Consider the following 18,494-nt stretch of genomic DNA (forward strand, 5'->3'; position numbering starts at 1 on the left):
CAATGCAAATGTAAAACAGTTCATATACTTACGTGATGAATTCTATCATTTAAAAGCTCAGCTTAAGCGTAAACATCAATAAAGAAGTAAATGGTAATCGCGATTGAAGAGAGGGCGACAAAGCCTTTTACGTGGTTGGGATTCAACTGGCGAGATACACGCGCTGCCAAATAACCGCCAACTAATGTGCCAACCATAACAACGCTGCCTTTGGTCCAATCGATTGAACCGTTAGCAACAAAAATCACGATGGCAATCAGGGAAACACAGGTTGAAACCAGCAGCTTAAGCCCGTTCATTAAGTTGATGTCTTGGTGTCCTGCAACCACTAAATAACTCAACACGATCACGCCCAATCCGGCATTGAAGAAGCCACCATAAGCAGAAACTCCAACTAAAAGCAGGCTCAAAGCAATTACGCCTAAAATGCCGGCGTGTTTGGTCTCTTTGGTCAGAGACTTAATCAACGCAGTCATGCGAGAGCCCGTTAAAAACAGTACGGTTGCGAATAAGAGTAGCCATGGAATCGCTTCAAGAAAAACAGATTCTGGCGTATTCAGCAGAAGATAAGCACCGACAGCGCCACCAATCAAACTGAAAGAGATAGTGAAAGCCAGTTCTTGCTTGTTCTTCATGATTTCTTCGCGAAAACCGATTGCACCACTGATGTAACCTGCGCAAGAAGCATAAGTATTCGTCGCGTTCGCCATGATAGGAGGCACACCAACCGCCATTAATGCAGGGAAGGTAATAAAGCTACCACCACCGGCGACGGAGTTCATGATCCCACCCACGACGCCCGCAGCAAACAAGAGAGCAAATTCCAGCAGCATAAAAGGTCCTTTTTGTTTTTATAATTTTTGTTTCTGAACGGTTAACACTACGCAACTCACCCAAAGAAATAAAGTAGCGATTAGTCCAAGAAAAAAGCCACCGCATAGGGTGGCTTGGTTTCAAAGGTCTATCTGAGGGAGAGACAGAATGATTATTGCTCAACTTTTACTGGTTGTGCTTTAAGCTTTTGAAAGAGTTTTACAAACAGTGGACTACCAAGTACCAATACTGCAAGTACGGTGAATGTCAGCGTGATTGGACGTTCCCATAAGAAGCTCAGTTCTCCGTCGGAAATCATCAATGCACGGCGCAGGTTCTCTTCCATTAATCCACCAAGGATAAAGCCAAGCAATAGCGGTGCGAGAGGGAAGTTTGCCAGCCTTAGTGCGATGGCAGCCATTGCCACAAGTAACATCACAAACACGTCCATGGTGTTGAAAGAAACCAGATACACACCTGTGATAGAGAAGAACAGAATCATCGGCAACAACACGGTTCTTGGTACGGCCAACAGCTTTGAGATGTATGGGATCAGCGGTAGGTTAAGAATAACCAACACAATGTTGCCGAAGTACATAGAGATGATCACCGACCAGAACACATCTGGGTGCTCAACGAACAGACGAGGACCTGGTTGAATACCGTAAGCGATTAACGCTCCTAGCATGATTGCGGTTGTACCAGAGCCCGGAATACCAAGGGTCAAAAGAGGAACGAAAGAACCACTTGATGCTGCGTTGTTCGCTGACTCCGGAGCCACCAAACCTCGGATGCTGCCTTTACCAAACTGCTCTTTTTTATCCTTTGGAGCAAGGTTACGTTCCATGCCGTAGCTTAAGAAGGCGGCGATGGTTGCACCTGCGCCCGGAAGCACACCAGTAAAGAAGCCAAGGATTGAAGAGCGAATAGAAACAGGCGCTACTTCTTTGATTTCTTCCTTGGTGACTTTCATCGAGCCAATGTTGCTCAGCTTATCTTGTTCCTCATCACGCGTATCTTCAGAAGGCTTCAAAATACCCATCAAAGTTTCACCAAGCGCAAAGGTCGCCATCGCCAACAATAGGAAGCTAAAGCCATCCATCAAATCCGTTAGACCAAAGGTGAAGCGTTCGACACCGACGCCTTTATCAATGCCGACTGTAGACAGCATCAAGCCCAGAATGGTCATCATCCATGCTTTTATTACTTGTCCTTTGCCAGCGAACGCAGCCACTGCGGATAAGCCAAGAAGCATTAGCGCAAAGTAGTCAGAAGATTGGAAGCTTAACGAGACGTTAGCCAATGCTGGTGCCGCCACAAGCAGCATGATGGCTGAAAGCGTGCCACCAGTGAAAGAAGAGTAAGCCGCCAGTGCAAGTGCTTTACCTGCTTGTCCTTTCTGTGCCATTGGGTAGCCATCAAACGCGGTAACTACGGTTGAAGAACAACCCGGTGCGTTGATAAGAATAGAGGAAGTTGAACCACCAAATACCGCACCATAGTAAACGCCTGCCATCAGAATCAGACCCGAAGACGGATCCAATCCATAGGTGATAGGGATCATCAGAGCGATGGCAGATATAGGACCAAGTCCCGGTAGCATGCCGATAAACGTACCGACAAAACAGCCAACAATCACCATCATGATGTTCATTGGCATCACGGCGGTGGATAAACCTTGTAGAATTCCATCTAACATAATTCAGTCCTTTCTTTTGACTACCAGATGGTGAAAATCAGACCAGGCTCAAGGTAGATATCCAGACCTTGAGTGAGCAACAAGTAAAACGCGATAACGAACGGGAATGAGGCTCCAAACAACACCGATTTACGTCGTTCGCCAAGAAGGTAAAAGCCCGCAAGCAGGAAGAATCCTGTCGCTAATACAAAGCCAATGTAAGTCAAACCCAGACCATAAAGCGCCATCAAAACTAAAAACGCGATGAGCAATTTCCAGTTGAATGACATCACAGCGCCGCTTTGTTTATCGGGCTGACCAGTGACCAATAGCATTAATGCTAAACCAACCCCAACGTAGGTCAGAATGGTCGGTAAGGTGCGAGCCGTGAAGGGTTCGTATTCATCCCCGGGAAAGAGAGGGATTTGCGTGGTTTGGTAGCCATAGCATAGGCAAAACAACAAAAAGATCATCGCACCGACACGATCGCGGCACAGCAAATTCTCTTTGGTAAAAATATTGGTTGAATGAGACATATCCAACTCCTAGAACAACAGGAAAAGACCGTATATGGGCGTTAATGAAGAAGGACTAAGTCATTAACAATTAAGCGCATCGCTGCTAGTCGAGTTACTTAGTGTTTACCAATCAATAAACAAAGGAGTTTTTACTTGTCGATTATCGACAATGCCCATATACGGTGAAATTAGAGTGCAAATACAACTGGGGCTAGGGATAGCTAACCCCATAAACTCGGATGGGAGTTATTGCTTCTTCAGGAAACCTAATTCGCGCATTAGATCGCCCATTTGCTGCTCTTGCTCTTCTAGGAACGCGAAGAACTCTTTATCCGCTTTGTAGTTGTCAATCCAACCATTGCGGTCACGAACAACTTGCCATTCGTCCGTTTTGTACATTTTGGTCAGAGCCGCGTTCCATTCGTCGAGCTTGGCTTGGCTTGTGCCAGGAGCGGCAAAGAAGCCACGCCAGTTCGCGAACACAGTCTCATTGCCATATTCTTTCAGGGTAGGGATGTTTGGTGCAGCGTCTAGACGTTTTGGTGCCGTAATCGCCAGTACTTTTACCTGACCAGATTTCGACATCTCTAATACTTCGCCAAGACCGGTTGAAAGCAATTGTGTTTCGCCAGATAGAAGTGCGGCCATTGCTTTGCCACCAGCGTCATACGCGATGTAGCGAACTTTACGCGCGTCAAAACCTTCGCCTTTAAATGCGGCTGCGACGACTAGGTGATCCATCGAGCCTCGTGCAGAACCGCCAGCGATTTTTACTTTACGTGGGTTAGATTCGAAATCTTTGACCACATCTTCCCATGTGTTGTATTTCGAATCCGCGGAAGTCACGATAGCGCCGTAGTCAGCAATCGTTGCGGCTACTGGCGTCAGATCTCGGAAAGATTGCGGGAAGATCCCCGTCAGTGAGCGAACAACGATTGGGGTGGAGTTGACCATCAGCGTGTCAGGTTGACGCTCAGCGGTTTCGATAAGGTGCGCAATGGCTTTACCACCACCGCCACCAGAGAGGTTTTGGAAAGAGACATTCTCAACGATGTCTGATTTAACCAGAACATCACCTGTGCCACGAGCTGTCATATCCCAACCGCCACCAGCACCACCAGGGATTAGGAAATGGAGTTTTTCAACATCAGCAGCAAAAGCGTGGAAAGAAAATGAGGCTGCAATGATAGATGCGGCGAGCGTTGGTTTGAGTACCTTTAACATGTTTCACGTTCCTTATGTTGGTGACTCTCTTGTTTTGAAGAGCCTTATTATTTGTTCTCCTAACGAGGTAGGGAGACTCGCTAGTGATGAGCTAAAGGTTAATAAGGTGTTAACGTGATGTCTCTAATGCGTAGATAAAGAGAATATTGAGCATAAGCGACATTTTGTTCATAAAGTTCACGCAAACATGCCGGCCGGAGAATGTGGTGAAAGACTAGGTTGGTCACATCAATTAAGAGTCTAAAACCGCCATAATGATGGAGATTGAATAGGGAGGAACAGCGATGAAAGGAACATGTTTATGTGGCGCTATTGAAGTGACTGCACCTCAGCACAATGAAGTGAGCTTTTGTCATTGCGATATGTGTCGAAAATGGTCAAGTGGACCTCTGCATGCGGTGCATTGCGGCCCCGGTGTGACATTTAGTGGTGCTGAGCCTAAACGCTATCAATCATCCCAATGGGCAGTACGAGGTTTTTGTGCTGAATGCGGCACGAACATCTATTACCACTTATTGGCAACGGATGAATACATTCTTTCCGCCGGGTTATTTAATGAACCTGATTTCAAATTGAGCTTAGAGATCTTCACGGATGAGAAGCCCGCGTACTATGATCTGCAGCCACACAGCAAGAAAATGACAGCTCAAGAAGTGTTTGAACAATATGCGCCAGAAGAGTAGGTAATCATGAAGTTTCTTTGGTTAAAGGTATTACTGACAGTAGCGGTATTTGCAGGTTTGTTTTTGATTGTCTATCAGCAAGTACAAAGTGGCGTAAGTTGAACATAAAAAGCCGAGTACAACTCGGCTTTTCGCTATTTGCTCACTTGTGGGTTTGATTACTTAAGCATGTGAACATAGTTATAAAACTCGACATCGCGTACGTAACCGTGTTTCTCATACACAGATTGAGCGGCTTTGTTGTCTATGCCTGTGCTTAACATAACAAAGGCAGAGTCAGTCTCTTTCGCCAGTAGGTCTGCTTGTTCCAATAAGCGTTCACCAATCCCTCGTTTTCTCTCGGATGAATCCACATACAAATCGTAGAGAAGCCAAATCTTTTTCATTTCTAACGAACAGAAGAGTGGATAAAGCTGCGCAAAACCAAGCGTTTGCCCACTTTCATCAGTCGCGTAGTACACGACTGATTCTTCATTCTCAATGCGAGATTTGATAAAAGCCTCGGGATCTTTATCTGAAACATCGACTTGGTAGAACTCAAGATACTTCAGGTAAAGAGGGGCAATTTTCGCAACGTCAGAGGCGTCTGCTTTTTTTACAACGATCATAATAAAACCTCAAAGGCATACAGGACGTTAGCAAGCATACGCCTAATGTGCAGTAAGGCTTTCCGGTAATCTAATCTCTCTAAAATGATGAGCTAGCAATAGTCGTAGAATTTACTCACTTTCAGCTCATCCATGGCCACGATGCCTTCTACATCGAAAGCCGTGAAAGGACGATGAATATTGATAAAACAGCCCGAATCTCGGATTTGTTGTAGGGATTTCTCCTTACCTAAATAGACCAGCAATGAGGGTGTTTCCGTCGAGCCCATATTGGCAAGATTAAACCCATCGATTTGCATTGCATTCGCCACGTTAAAATCATCCAACGCGAGTGAACCCATTCGAATATAAATGTCATGATCTGACAGTTTTGCCAACGGTTCCTTTTCAACGCCTTGTATTTTGGCCTTGGTCATCACGACCTCATTGGTGGCATGAAAAGCACCAACGAAAGCTTCTAGGGTATTGATTCGAGCCTCGCGTTGCATTTGCATCATCTTAGGTGCAGAAAACAGTCCAATGATCGCCAGTACTACAACTGCAACCACTACTTCCGTTAGGGAGAATCCTTTTTGTTTCATAGAGGTTTCTTATAAATGGGGAGTAACACAAAAGAGGCGTCATAGTACCGAGCGAGGTGCTCGGGATAAATTTGAGATGAACGATTGTTTCAACAGATAAAACCTATCAGTGCTTCTTCTCACCCAAATACAAGCGATGCTTTTTTTCTTATTTTCACGACAAGCAGCGTGTCTTCATTCCCACTAGTATAAACATTGAGCTTATTAGAAAGGTGGTGTCGATGAAGGTGTTGTCTGGTTTTGTGAATGCCTTTTGAAGAATGGATTTGCTTGCGATATGCATCAAAAAATAATCGCTGTTAACCATCAATTTGAGTCAATTAACAAGTAATAAATTTGGTTCTGTGAAGGACAATCTTATTTATCGGATCGTTTTAAACATAGGTTTTGCAAAATTGATAGCAAATATTACGTTGTATAAGTCTACGCTTATGTATGGGGTTATTTAGTATTTTGATAGTAAATGGTGATGTAAAGCCGACAGTTTTGGCACTTTATGGTGATGCCGGGGCGCAAGAATGAAACGCAGTTCTGAGCTAAAAAGTAAATATTCAATCAAGTTCATTGTAAGTAGCATGTTCATGTTAGTGACGGCACTTACGGCGATCTTTGCTATGGGTATGCAGTATTACTTTGGGCAGAAAATGTCGCAGGAGCACGTCATCTCAAGGTTGAGTACGGCGGCGGCAGATGTAAGTGAATACATTCACCAAGTCGATAGCAATGCGATCAGCAGTACAAGAATGCTCAAGAGCTTTCTTTCTATGTCTGACCACAACTTTTCTGAAAAAGAAATTCTCACCTTGTTTGCTCAAGTTTTGGATGAAAACCCGTTCATTCAAAGCTTGTATGTGGGTAGCGAGAATGAAGATTTCTTTCAAATCATCAACCTAAAAACCTCGGTAACGATTCGCGACAAGATGAGCGCCGATGCGGTAGATCGCTGGGCCATCGCTAAAGCCACTGGCATCGGTCCGGATAGACAAATGATCGTGTCGTACGTGGACAGCAACTTTAATGTGAACCGAACCGTTGCGAGCAAAACGTCATTTTATCCTACCCGCCGACCATGGTTTATCGGGGCGACAGAAACAAACGTCTATAAGACCGAACCTTACCTGTTTAAAAACATGAAGGTTACGGGGCAGAGCTATGCGATCCGCAGTGGTAAAGATGTTATCGGTATCGATATTGAACTGTCGACACTGAACTCAAAAATCGCGTCAACCGCGCTTGGTATGAGTTTAGAAAGTGGGGCAGAGTCTTTCATCTTCAACCATAAGGGTGAAGTGATCGCGTCGAACATCGATCTAGAACGCGATATCGAAGTGCCACCGTCTGAACCATTAGTGCTGACTGAACCTCAACGTGCGCTTGTGATGAACTCACCGGCATTATTGGTATCGAACCAAAACGACTGGGGACCTTATGATTTTTCTCAAGCCGGTGAACCGCAAGGTTATGCCGTCGATTTATTGAGAATACTCTCTCAGCAAACCGGCTTAGAGTTCGACTTTATCAATGGTTTTGAATCGATCACGCTATCGAAAAAGTACTTGAGAGGCACCATTGATGTCCTGCATTCCGTGTCTGGTGAAGTGCCTGAGTACGGCGAGCAAAGCGCTACCATGTACACCGCAGACTTGGCGATAGCAGGGAAAAGCCAACGCTTCATTCCTATTTCTCTTGAAAATTTCACTGATGAAGTGGGCGTTGTTTGCGGGTTTGGCATGAAGGAGTGGTTACAAGAAAACTACCCTAAGCTGAACATCGTTGAATTTGAAAGCTTAAGTGATGCAAAAGAAGCGCTAGAGAAAGGCGAGATCCCATATTTGGTTGACACCTATTTGACGTTGGATGAGCTTAATGGCTTGGAGAAAACATCGACCGTCACGGTAAGAAAACTGGATGCGAAGCCTGTGCCTTATCACATTTACATTAACCAAAAGCACGCGGGTTTGTTAGAGGTGCTCAATCTTGCTATTGAGTCGATTACACCGGAGCAAAGAGAAGCATTAACGCAAAAATGGCTGGAATCAAACCATTGGCGCGGAACGTTTGTGCCATACCCAGAAGTATTTCAACTGTCGAAAGACACATCTAACTACAACACCATGGTGAGACGAAGCATTGAAGGGCAAAACTACTTTGTTTATGTCACGCCAATCTCAAGTTCCAGCGGCGGTGATGACTACTTTTCGGTGGTGATTCCAAAAGAAATCGTCACCGATGCAGTAACAAAGCGCTTGTTTAACTCGCTGTTGTTTACAGCCTTGGTGATGTTAGGTCTTTTCCCTCTTGCTTGGCGACTCGGCACACCAATGACGCGTTCAATTTACGCGCTGAAAGCAAGAACGAGAAAGATCCGTGCTCGTCGCTTCGATAAAGTGTGGCCGATGACGACGCGAGTAAAAGAGATTGATGAACTCTCGGATGCAATGATGGAAATGGTGGCAGAGATTCAGTCACACGAGAAGCAGCAAGAAGAGTTTGTTGAAGCCTTTATTCGCCTTATCGCACAAGCGATCGATGACAAGTCTCCATACACCGCAGGGCATTGTAACCGAGTGCCAGAAATCGGCATGATGCTGGCGGAAGCGGCTGAAAAATGTCAAAGCGGTAAATTTAAAAACTTCGCCTTCCAAAATGACGCAGAGCGAAGAGAGTTCCGTATCGCGGCTTGGTTGCACGACTGCGGCAAAATCACCACGCCAGAGCACATCGTTGATAAAGGCACCAAGCTAGAGGCGAACTACAACCGAATCAATGAAATTCGCACTCGATTTGAAGTGTTACGCAGAGACCTAGAAATCGAATACCTAAACGCCTTGTTGCGTGGCGAGGTAGACAAAGACGCAGCAAAAGCCGAGTTTGAAGAAAAAGTACGTCAGCTAAACGATGACTTTGAGTTTATCGCCAATGCAAACATTGGGGGTGAGTTTATGAGTGAAGATAAGATCGAGCGCGTGAAGCAAATCGCTGAGAAAACGTGGTTACGATACTTTGATGACCGCTTAGGTTTGTCACCATTTGAAGAAATGAACAAGCCAAGTTCCAACACGCAGTTGCCGGTTAGGGAAAAACTGTTGGAAGACAAGCCACAACATATCATCAAGCGTATTCGCCCTGTTGAGTTTGCGCCGGAACATGGTATTCAAATGCAAGTACCGGAGCATCAGTACAACATGGGTGAAGTTTATAACCTGACGATTTCTCGCGGTACACTGACACCAGAAGATCGCTTCAAAATCAATGAACACATGATCAGTGGCATTAAGATGCTAGAGGCCTTGCCGTTCCCACCAGAGCTAAGCAATGTACCGCGTTATGCGTCTACTCACCACGAGACGCTGAAAGGGACAGGATACCCTCGTAAGTTGAATGCGGATGACTTGTCGATTCCAGAGCGCATTCTAGTGATTGCTGACATTTTTGAGGCATTAACGGCGGGAGACCGACCTTACAAGAAAGCGAAACCAGTGAGTGTGGCTATCGATATCATGTATAAGATGGCGTTGGATGAGCACTTGGATATGGACCTGTTCTTGTTGTTCCTAGAGAGCGGCGTTTACCTCGAATACGCGAAGAAGTTTATGCCAGAAACGCAAGTGGATGAGGTTGATATTCAAAAGTATCTCTCTCACTAAATCAAAATGGTTTAACCCTCCAAAAAACATCAGCTAAGAGCGGTACTTCGGTATCGCTCTTTTTTATTGCGTAAAAGTGATCTCTGGCTTGTATGCGACGCAAGTCTCTGAAAAATATCTACTAGACTTGAAAAGTATATGCTTCAGGTTGCTTTGATAAAGCGAGTTGCTGAGTTTGTTGTTGAAGCCATCGGAGGGCTTTATCGCGTGAAGACTAAATCTGGTACCCCTCGTAAATTTTCGATTAAATTCACCGTCGGGAGTTTGTTTGTTATTGCTACGGCAGTGACGGCGCTGCTTGGACTCGGAATGCAGTATTACTTCGGTAAACAGATGTCGGAAGAACATATCCTGACTCGTTTAACCATGACCGCCAAAGACGTCAGTAATCATATCCATCAAATTGATGCCAGTGCGACCAGCAGCGCGGGTATCTTGCGCAGTGTAGCTGACTTCAGTGATACACAATTCAGTGTGAATGAAATCCAACGAGTTTTCGTTCAAGCGCTCATCGATAATCCCGTTTTTTACAGTATCTATTTTGCCAATAACAACGAGTATTTCTTCCAAGTCATCAATTTGGAATCGTCCCCAGAAGTTAGAGGAAAGATAGGGGCAACCGCCAATGAGCGCTGGGTCATCATTACCATCAAAGGTGATGGCGAGGAGCGAATGCGGCAAACCATGTATTACTCGGAATCGCTTGAGGTTGTCCGTCAAACAGAACAGAAAAGTAACTTTTATCCATCTCGCCGACCTTGGTTTGCGGGCGCCTCAAGAGACAGCGTTTACAAAACCGATCCTTATCTGTTTCAACACCTGAAAATCACCGGGCAGTCTTACTCGGTGCGCAGTAAAGGTGCCGTTATTGGCGTAGATACGGTGCTTTCTTCACTGAGTGAAAAGATCAGCGCTACCGAACTTGGAATGAAGAAGGATGATGGCGTCGAAGCGTTTATATTCAACAATCGTGGTGAAGTGGTTGCGTCCAGCATCAACGTGTTTCACGAAGTAGATATTCCTGATTCATCGCTTTTGGCATTAAGCGAACAGCAAAAAGCCTTGTTAGATGGCCGTGAGTTTGTGGTTTCGAATCAAAACGACTGGGGACCTTACGACTACACCCAGAGCGGCGAACCAGGTGGTTATGCTGTTGATGTACTCAATCTGGTTTCGCAGAAAACGGGCATGACGTTAGAGTTCGTTAATGGTTTTAGCTCAAGGGAGTTGGAAAAGAAATATCGCAAGGGAGAGATTGATATCCTCCAACCTGTGCTTGGCACACCGCCAGAGTTAGGGATCAATAGTGATCCTCTGTTCATAGGGCAGCTTGCGATTGCGACGAAAACTACCAATCTAATGCCTAAGTCGTTGACGGAATTAGGTGACGACAGTATTGGCGTGGTGGCGGGTTTTGGCATGAAAGAATGGCTACTTGAACACTATCCGTCACTGAATATTATCGAACAACCGAATCTCGATTTGGCAAAACGAGCGCTGCACATGGGAGATATTCAGTACCTTGTAGACACTTACTTAACCATGGTTGAGATGAAGCGGTTGGTGAAGCTGACCAATATTCATGTCGGGTTGCTCGATGCGCCACCTTTGGAATTTTCTCTGTTTATGAAGGAGAAAGACAAAGACGTGGTTGAGCTTATCAACCAAGCGATCGCAGCAATTTCACCGGAGCAAAAAGTAGCGTTGCAAGAGAAGTGGCTCAAACCTCATCAATGGAGGGGGAGTTTTGCTCCGTATCCAGAGGTCTATGAGTTGGCGATTCAGAAGGACAAACACGACCTAATGAACAAAGTGACCATTGATGGTGAAAGTCGATTCCTCTATCTTACTAAGTTGCATTCTACTCGTGGTACGAGCGATTACTTTGCTGTGATCGTTTCTGGTCAAGTAGTGACTGATGCGGTGACAAGTCGATTGTCTAAAGCGATTGTTATTACGGCGTTCGCAATGATGATTCTCTTCCCATTGGCGTGGAGAGTGGGTTCGCCAATTGTGCGCCCAATTGTTGCGCTGCGAAAAGAGACCATCAAAATCAAAGATCGTCAGTTTGATAAACTCGTCCCGGTCGAAACGCGAATCAAAGAAGTTTCTGACTTGTCCGATTCGGTCACCGAAATGACGCAAGAGATTCAGCATCACGAGCAACAGCAAGAAGAGTTTGTTGAAGCCTTTATTCGCCTTATTGCGCAAGCGATCGATGACAAGTCTCCTTATACTGCGGGGCACTGTAATCGTGTTCCAGAAATTGGTTTGATGTTGGCAGAGGCGGTAGAGAAGTGCGACACCGGTAAGTTCAAAGACTTTAAGTTTAACAATGACGATGAACGACGTGAATTCCGTATCGCGGCTTGGTTACATGACTGCGGTAAGATCACCACGCCAGAACACATCGTTGATAAAGGCACTAAGTTAGAAGCCAACTACAACCGCATCAATGAAATTCGCACTCGTTTCGAAGTACTAAGGCGAGACGCTGAAGTGGAAATGTGGAAGTCGATATCTACTGGTGAACTGTCAAAAGAAGAGGCGCAAGCCAAGTTCGACCAACGAGTTGCGCAGTTGGACGAAGACTTCCGATTTGTTGCCAACGCCAACGTGGGTGGCGAGTTCATGAGTGACGAGAAGATTGAGCGAATAAAACAAATCGCCCAGCAAACTTGGTTGCGTCACTATGATGATCATCTTGGTCTTTCTCCGTTTGAAGAAATGATTAAGCCAAAATCTGACGTGACGCTACCCGTGGTTGAAAACCTTTTAGCGGATAAGCCTGACCATATTATCGAGCGTGTTCGCCCAATGGAATTTGCACCGGAGCATGGTATTAAGGTGCAAGTGCCAAAGCATCAATATAACTTGGGTGAAGTTTACAACCTGACTATTTCCCGCGGGACGTTAACACCAGAAGACCGTTTCAAAATTAACGAGCACATGATCAGTGGCATCAAAATGCTGGGGGCACTGCCATTCCCTCCGGAGTTAAGTAACGTGCCGCGTTATGCTTCGACCCACCATGAGACGCTGAAAGGCACAGGCTATCCGCGTCGGTTGAGTGCAGAAGATTTATCAACTCCAGAACGCATCTTAGTGATTGCGGATATCTTTGAAGCATTAACCGCAGGGGATCGACCTTATAAGAAAGCCAAGCCAGTGAGTGTTGCGGTCGACATAATGTACAAAATGGCACTGGACGAACACTTGGATATGGACTTGTTCTTGTTGTTCTTAGAAAGCGGGGTTTACCGTGACTATGCCAACAAGTTTATGCCAGTTGAACAGGTTGATGAGGTGGATATTGAGAAGTATCTGAAGTCCAAATCATCAGACGCATAAACCAGAGAGCTTAGAGCGTTGAATTCCTACAGCTTCAAAGAGTGGCGCATTCGTTGCCACTCTTTCTGTATCAGAACTTGGTATCGCGTTGGTAGATCAACGTTATTTGGGGTAGGTAGCAGTTCTGTCGCCTCTTGTAACGAGAGACCGGCAAAGGGATGTTGATCGTGACAGCTGAGTAAGGTCATTGCCAAGGCATAGAAATCATCGTTCTTACTTGCCTGACCGATACGCAGAGAGGGGCGGGTCGCACTATAGGCTCGGCTAACGGTTGTATGTGAATGCTCTCGGTATTTAGCATCAACTCGAATCACACTGCCAAAGTCGATAAGCCGAACTTGGTTATTTGGCGTCACGATGACGTTATGTGGCTTGATATCGCCATGCAGATATCCCGTTTTGTGTAGATTGAGCAAAGTGAATTCAAGCTTGGTTATTATGTCTTGAGGTAACAAATCAGGTTCTATTGCGTTAAGTGTTTTGCCTTCCAGATATTGGCTCATTAACCAGTCGGCGTGGTTCTGTGAGCCGTAACCATGAAAGTTCGCCCAGTAATCCGACGCGTATTTGGATAGAAAGTCCGCTTCCGCCATCAAAGCCCGCTTCTCAGCCAAGCTGCGCGCTACCTTGATGACCACAGTGCCATAAAGTTTGTGCTCGCACTGAAACACGTTTTTGCTCAAAGGCGCTACATAAGTAACGCCACAGGCTCTAAACAGGGTTTGATTGGCGAACGTATTCATCACTAAATGCTCGCAGGTAATACAAAGCCCGCAAAGAAATTCGGTACGAAAGGATTGTTCTGACCTTGAGTTTTAATCGTTAAGCGAACCTTATCGCCATTGTAATCAAACTCAAGTTGGGTACTTTGCGAAGAGGTTGAAGTGACGCGCGGCTCAATCAAGCGGAACCATGCCCAACTGCCTTTAAACTGCTCATTGGCAATCGGCGTTGCTTGTTTTTGTAGGCGCACTGTAAGTGCATCTTGTGCGACAGAATCACCTTTCCAGCTTTGTTGTGTCCACAGCATCGGACCGTGTTGATAGGTGAAAATCGGTTTTTCAGCCCGAATGGAAAACTCAGTCAGTGCCGAGCTCATTTCTGTTGGTTTCATCTGGAATTGAATCGCAACGTTTTTCGGGTCAGCTAAAAACAGGGCAGAGCGAATGTCTTTGGCTTTATCAAACATCAGCCAAATCGCAGGATCTAACGCAAAACCAGTATTTGGCAATAAGCCGGACATAAACGGTGCTCGTTGCTCTGTCGAGAAGCCTTTCAGCATGGTTTGATAGAAGGTGTCCAACGTGCCGTCGGTTTTAAAGAAGGCTGCGACATCCGCCGTGCTTGCGTCGCTGTTGGCACTTTTCTTAAACGGGTAGAAAGCCGCGATGGTGTTTTCATAAGGCTGGTAGACTTCGCTGCTCCACATACTATTAAGGTATTGGTGAGCTAAGTTCATTACCAATTCATTAGTTTGCACTGTCACGTAGTCAATTACTTCACCGGATAACGGTGGCTGGGAATCGGTCAATGACGCCAACTGTGCGACCGGGTTTTGCGCCTTTAAACCTGCAGATAACGTTTCGTAAGCCACTTTGTCTGGCGTGTTGGATTTGTAGAACTGATCGAGCCATTTGGCCGTATTCGTATAACCTTCCAGCACGGAATCTATTGGTTTCTTACCCTGATCGTCTGGCGTCACTTGTTTGTGGAAATCATTAAACGTCAGTGTGATTTGGCGAGCTGATTCCTTTTTCTCGTTGTCTTGCGCAGCATCGGCAATCTCTTCATCGGTCTTCTTCTTCGCATCTTTTGGCTCAGGTAGAAGAACCGAAGTGTAGTTGCTGATGGTGGTAAACAGCTTAGACATTGGATTGTTTGAGGCATTGTTGAGCACGTTCAAGCTGGCATTTAACTGCTCAGAACCGGAAATGGTTTTCACCTCGATGCTGTTAATAAAATCGCGCCAGTAATTGATGTAATCGTTCTGGTACATGCGCTTCAAGTCGTGGCTGATTCGGTGCATTTCTAGTGCACTTGGGGCTTGTCCTGCGATGCCTTCATAAGCGGATAACGCTTCAATAAGAAGAGGGGATTCCACCGAAAGATCCAACTCGTTAAAGCCAGTCGGTGTGTATAAGTAAGGCACGAAATAACCCACGTAGCCAGGTTTGAATTGGTATATTTGGTTGAAGTTGGAGCCCAGTTCTTTACGCACATCGATGCGCTTCTCGTACGCATGATCATTCAAGATGTGTTGGTAGAGTAGCGTCTCGATGTTGGATTGATTGATGACTTGCTTCGCCAGTCCTTCAAGCTCTTGATTGGCAGTTGTCGCCACCAAGTGCTGGTTAAACACATCGTCGAGCAGCACTTTAAGCTGAGCAACGTTGGTTTTGTCCGCTTCGCCTTGATGTTCTAAGTTTGCTAGGAAGTAGCTTTTGAGCTCTTCAATGTTGGTGCGATTTTTATCAAACAACAGTCGATAGTCATTCAACAATTCGAGTGTTCTGGCTTGATCTTCCAAGTTCACATACACATACAAGTCGCTCTCAATGGTGTGCGCCATAGAAGGGATCAGCACTTGTTGCAGCTCTTTAGTGTAAGCCGCTTCAACTTCTGGCTTGATGGTCGCATTCGGTAGGAATGGCAATGTATACCAAGGTTCAGGCTCCTGATATAGCGCGTAAATGCGATGCATGGTGTACAGGTTTGGAATGTTGCCCACCAGATCTTCTTTGCTGTATGGCTGTGCTGCGATCGCTTCTTTGTAACGTTCTAACATGCCATCAGCTTTGGCTTCACGATTGGTTTGATAATCGAAGTCGAGCTTGAGAATCGTCAGTGTACCAATCAATAAACCGAGCCAAATTAGGGTGTAGGCGGTTTGGCTGAACCACAACCAATTCTCTTTATGGCGGTTAACTCCGACTAAAGTGTTTTCATTTAGCACGACATGAGACATCAAATGCTGAGCAAACAAGGTTTGTTGAACGGGCATTTGTTGGTGTTGCTGATATTGCTCATTGCCGAGGGATTGATTGACTACGTTAGCCAGTAAATCATGCTGTGCGAAATCTCTGCCACTGTGGGTAAAGTAGAAGCCGCGGAAGTTGAGCCCATCTGTGTATTGGTCACCTCGATGCAAACGCTGTAAGAAGTGCCACAAATTCTGTTTAAGCAGACCAAATTGGTATGGCGCACCACAAATGGCATTGCGGAAATCTTGGTTAAGTTGCGCTCCCAACGCATTGCTCATGTTCGAAATTAACTGACCAATGAGATGGTCGTATTCGTCATTGAACCAATCGGCGTCAATGCCACCATGTTTTTGTACTGGGCTGGTGGCGCCGAACACTTCATTGCGTCTCGCTTCATCAAACGCAGAAAAGAACTGACAGAAATCGCTCACTTGCCCCATGTTAGTTAGGACATTGTAGACAGGTAAGTTCAAACCAAATGAACGATTGAATGCTTTGATTTGCGATTTCAATTGGTCGGCTTTTTGTGAAAGGGTTTCACTATTGCCAACTAACTGTTCAATTTCTGTGGTGAGCAACAAGCCGTTAATCGCTTGTCTCGGGCGCCATTTATTGAGGCATTGACACAGTGTTTTTAAGTAAAGCGGTTGTTGATCTTCGCCCATACTGACGGAAATCAGAATTGAGTGTTCACTGAGCCAAAATAGAATCGGAAACTCAATGTCGTTACCAAAGTCATCCACCTTATAAGCTTCGTAGCCCATCTGCGTGATGATACTTTTGTCTTTGCTTGGGTTATCACTGAGTAACAGGTAAATCGGCTGATCGTAACGGCTGGTTAAGCGCTTTTTACGTTTTTGTACGCCGAGCATTTTCTTGAAGTGGAAAGCGAGTAACTTGGAGCGTTTGATAATGAGTGCGCGTTCTTGGTCTTGCTCAAGACTCTTTTTCACCTTGCGATTGATTAACCAAAAGCAAAGCCCAGCAGAGAGCAGTGCCACAATGGTCGTCGTGATGACACCTGTCCATAAGAAATCAGGATACGCGACAAACCAAGTCAGTAAGCCACCTAAGATTGCCAGAAGCAGGAGGGTAACAAGGCTCCAAATGATTGCCTTTTTTCTTGTTGGTGTGTTTGGGTTGTCTTGCGTCATTGTGACTCAACCTCGCTTTGTTTATTTTTGTTATGCACCACTAAGCCGTTGACGTTGGCATTCTCTCGATACCAATTATTGATGGTTTTAGCTTGTTCTGAGTTGTCACATCGAACGATGACGCGAACGTAGGAGTTGATGTTATCCGCGACAGGTTGATAGTTGGATGTCGGCAGTTGGGCGATAAATTTCTCGGCGTTTTTAAGGTTAGAGAAGGTCGCAAGTTGCACCAGCCAATCAGTGTTTGCTGTAGGGCTCGTGACTGGAGCGCTCTTCGTCCCTGGCGCCGAAGGTTTCGCTTGTGGCGTCACGGCTTTTGGTTGGCTCGGAACTGGACGAGGTGGTTGAGTGGTATTTACCGCGACTTTATTGCCTTTTAAATCATCGTCAGTGCTGACATACACGATGTCTTCCGCACGACCAGATTCAATATAGCGTTGGCTGTACTCACCAAGCTGTACAAAATCTCGTGCCCGCTGTGGTTTGGTTTTGTTGTACCAGAAATAGGTGAGGGCAACACTCAAACCAATGATAGTTAGGAAAAATAATGTGGTGACAAGGTAACGTTTCTTGCGCGTTGGTTTACGTGTTTTAGGCACCGAAACCTTAGTATGACAATAGATTCCACCGGCTTGTCGGTACTGACTTAAAATCTGCTCTAAGCGGTAGGTAAAACTCTTTAGCTGTTCGCTGCCCGTTTCGCGGTACTGACCTTTAAACCCGATATTGAGAAACAGATAAACCACTTCTAATAAGTCGATCAGCTTGTGCGGTTGGCGCGCTGCTTTCTCTGCCACAGTAAAGAAAAGCTCACCACCGTTGCGCATACCAAACAGTTCACTGAGTAAGGTTTTGTTCTCCCATCCGCGTTTTTCACCCCAATCGGTGTAGACAATCAACTCATCCAAAACCACGGCATACAGGAAGCAAAGCTTGTCGATCACGGCGACTGGGTAGGTCAACTCGGCACCTTTGGTTTTAATTTCATTAATGGAAGCCACCAGTTGATGCCTGAGCGTGGTGATGTCTTCGGGCTCCGGCAAAGTGTTGATCTTGAGCGTGACAGCCAATAACTCAGAACTGATGTTTATCAGCTGATTCTCGGCTTTGTCGAAATGATGTAAGAACCCAATATTGGCTTGCGCAGCGTTGACCGAATGCCATTTTACGTCAGGCATGTCGGTATCTTTACTTACGAAGTCATTTTCGCTGCTGTCCCAAACTAAGGTATCTTCATCCAAATAGTTCATAACTTA

12 protein-coding genes are annotated in these 18,494 nt (G+C 45.6%); 3 read left to right on the forward strand and 9 right to left on the reverse strand.

The annotated features are described in order from the left end of the window. Positions 1-62 precede the first annotated feature (62 nt). The 4 genes from ACLIIY_RS06405 to ACLIIY_RS06420 all read right to left on the reverse strand — a co-directional run bounded on the left by ACLIIY_RS06405 (position 63) and on the right by ACLIIY_RS06420 (position 4,233). Entirely contained in the window at positions 63-833 is a 771-nt protein-coding gene (locus ACLIIY_RS06405) for a sulfite exporter TauE/SafE family protein (protein WP_434528342.1), read from the reverse strand. A gap of 152 nt (positions 834-985) precedes the next feature. Next, positions 986-2,512 carry a tripartite tricarboxylate transporter permease gene (locus ACLIIY_RS06410; protein WP_005451899.1) on the reverse strand — a complete coding sequence of 509 codons (1,527 nt, stop codon included), beginning with the start codon at positions 2,510-2,512 and terminating at the stop codon, positions 986-988. 20 nt (positions 2,513-2,532) lie between these two features. Next, complete coding sequence (locus ACLIIY_RS06415; RefSeq protein WP_434528343.1) at positions 2,533-3,027, reverse strand: tripartite tricarboxylate transporter TctB family protein; 495 nt, start codon at positions 3,025-3,027, stop codon at positions 2,533-2,535. Positions 3,028-3,255: 228 nt separating this feature from the next. Then, positions 3,256-4,233: a tripartite tricarboxylate transporter substrate binding protein gene (locus ACLIIY_RS06420; RefSeq protein WP_009704382.1), complete on the reverse strand. Its 978-nt coding sequence runs from the start codon at positions 4,231-4,233 to the stop codon at positions 3,256-3,258. A 284-nt stretch (positions 4,234-4,517) separates the two neighbouring features. Here ACLIIY_RS06420 and ACLIIY_RS06425 point away from each other — a divergent pair, with 284 nt between their 5' ends. Beyond that, positions 4,518-4,916, forward strand: coding sequence for a GFA family protein (locus ACLIIY_RS06425; RefSeq protein ID WP_041060045.1), 399 nt, complete (start codon positions 4,518-4,520; stop codon positions 4,914-4,916). 158 nt (positions 4,917-5,074) lie between these two features. Here the strand turns inward: ACLIIY_RS06425 and ACLIIY_RS06430 are convergent, their stop codons facing one another. Together ACLIIY_RS06430 and ACLIIY_RS06435 are read right to left on the reverse strand one after the other, a co-directional pair. Continuing rightward, positions 5,075-5,524, reverse strand: coding sequence for a GNAT family N-acetyltransferase (locus tag ACLIIY_RS06430; RefSeq protein WP_434528344.1), 450 nt, complete (start codon positions 5,522-5,524; stop codon positions 5,075-5,077). Positions 5,525-5,616: 92 nt separating this feature from the next. Next, positions 5,617-6,105: a prepilin-type N-terminal cleavage/methylation domain-containing protein gene (locus ACLIIY_RS06435; RefSeq protein WP_132698873.1), complete on the reverse strand. Its 489-nt coding sequence runs from the start codon at positions 6,103-6,105 to the stop codon at positions 5,617-5,619. Positions 6,106-6,623: 518 nt separating this feature from the next. Here ACLIIY_RS06435 and ACLIIY_RS06440 point away from each other — a divergent pair. Further along, complete coding sequence (locus tag ACLIIY_RS06440) at positions 6,624-9,752, forward strand: HD domain-containing phosphohydrolase (protein ID WP_434528345.1); 3,129 nt, start codon at positions 6,624-6,626, stop codon at positions 9,750-9,752. A gap of 207 nt (positions 9,753-9,959) precedes the next feature. Then, the gene (locus ACLIIY_RS06445; protein ID WP_434528537.1) at positions 9,960-13,103 is read left to right on the forward strand and encodes an HD domain-containing phosphohydrolase; all 3,144 of its coding nucleotides are present in this window, start codon (positions 9,960-9,962) and stop codon (positions 13,101-13,103) included. Positions 13,104-13,129: 26 nt separating this feature from the next. Here ACLIIY_RS06445 and ACLIIY_RS06450 read toward each other — a convergent pair whose 3' ends face one another. From ACLIIY_RS06450 to icmH, 3 genes are read right to left on the reverse strand one after another with little or no spacing between them, the layout of a single operon-like run. After that, a complete protein-coding gene (locus ACLIIY_RS06450; RefSeq protein WP_434528538.1) occupies positions 13,130-13,846 on the reverse strand; it encodes a protein kinase domain-containing protein in 717 nt (238 codons plus the stop codon). A gap of 2 nt (positions 13,847-13,848) precedes the next feature. Beyond that, positions 13,849-17,238 carry a type VI secretion system membrane subunit TssM gene (tssM, locus tag ACLIIY_RS06455; protein WP_434528346.1) on the reverse strand — a complete coding sequence of 1,130 codons (3,390 nt, stop codon included), beginning with the start codon at positions 17,236-17,238 and terminating at the stop codon, positions 13,849-13,851. After that, the gene (gene icmH, locus ACLIIY_RS06460; RefSeq protein WP_434528347.1) at positions 17,235-18,488 is read right to left on the reverse strand and encodes a type IVB secretion system protein IcmH/DotU; all 1,254 of its coding nucleotides are present in this window, start codon (positions 18,486-18,488) and stop codon (positions 17,235-17,237) included. Before icmH ends, tssM begins: the two co-directional genes overlap by 4 nt. Positions 18,489-18,494: the final 6 nt, after the last annotated feature.

The sequence above is a fragment of the Vibrio sp. K4 genome (assembly GCF_051122595.1).
GTDB classification, from domain to species: domain Bacteria; phylum Pseudomonadota; class Gammaproteobacteria; order Enterobacterales; family Vibrionaceae; genus Vibrio; species Vibrio owensii.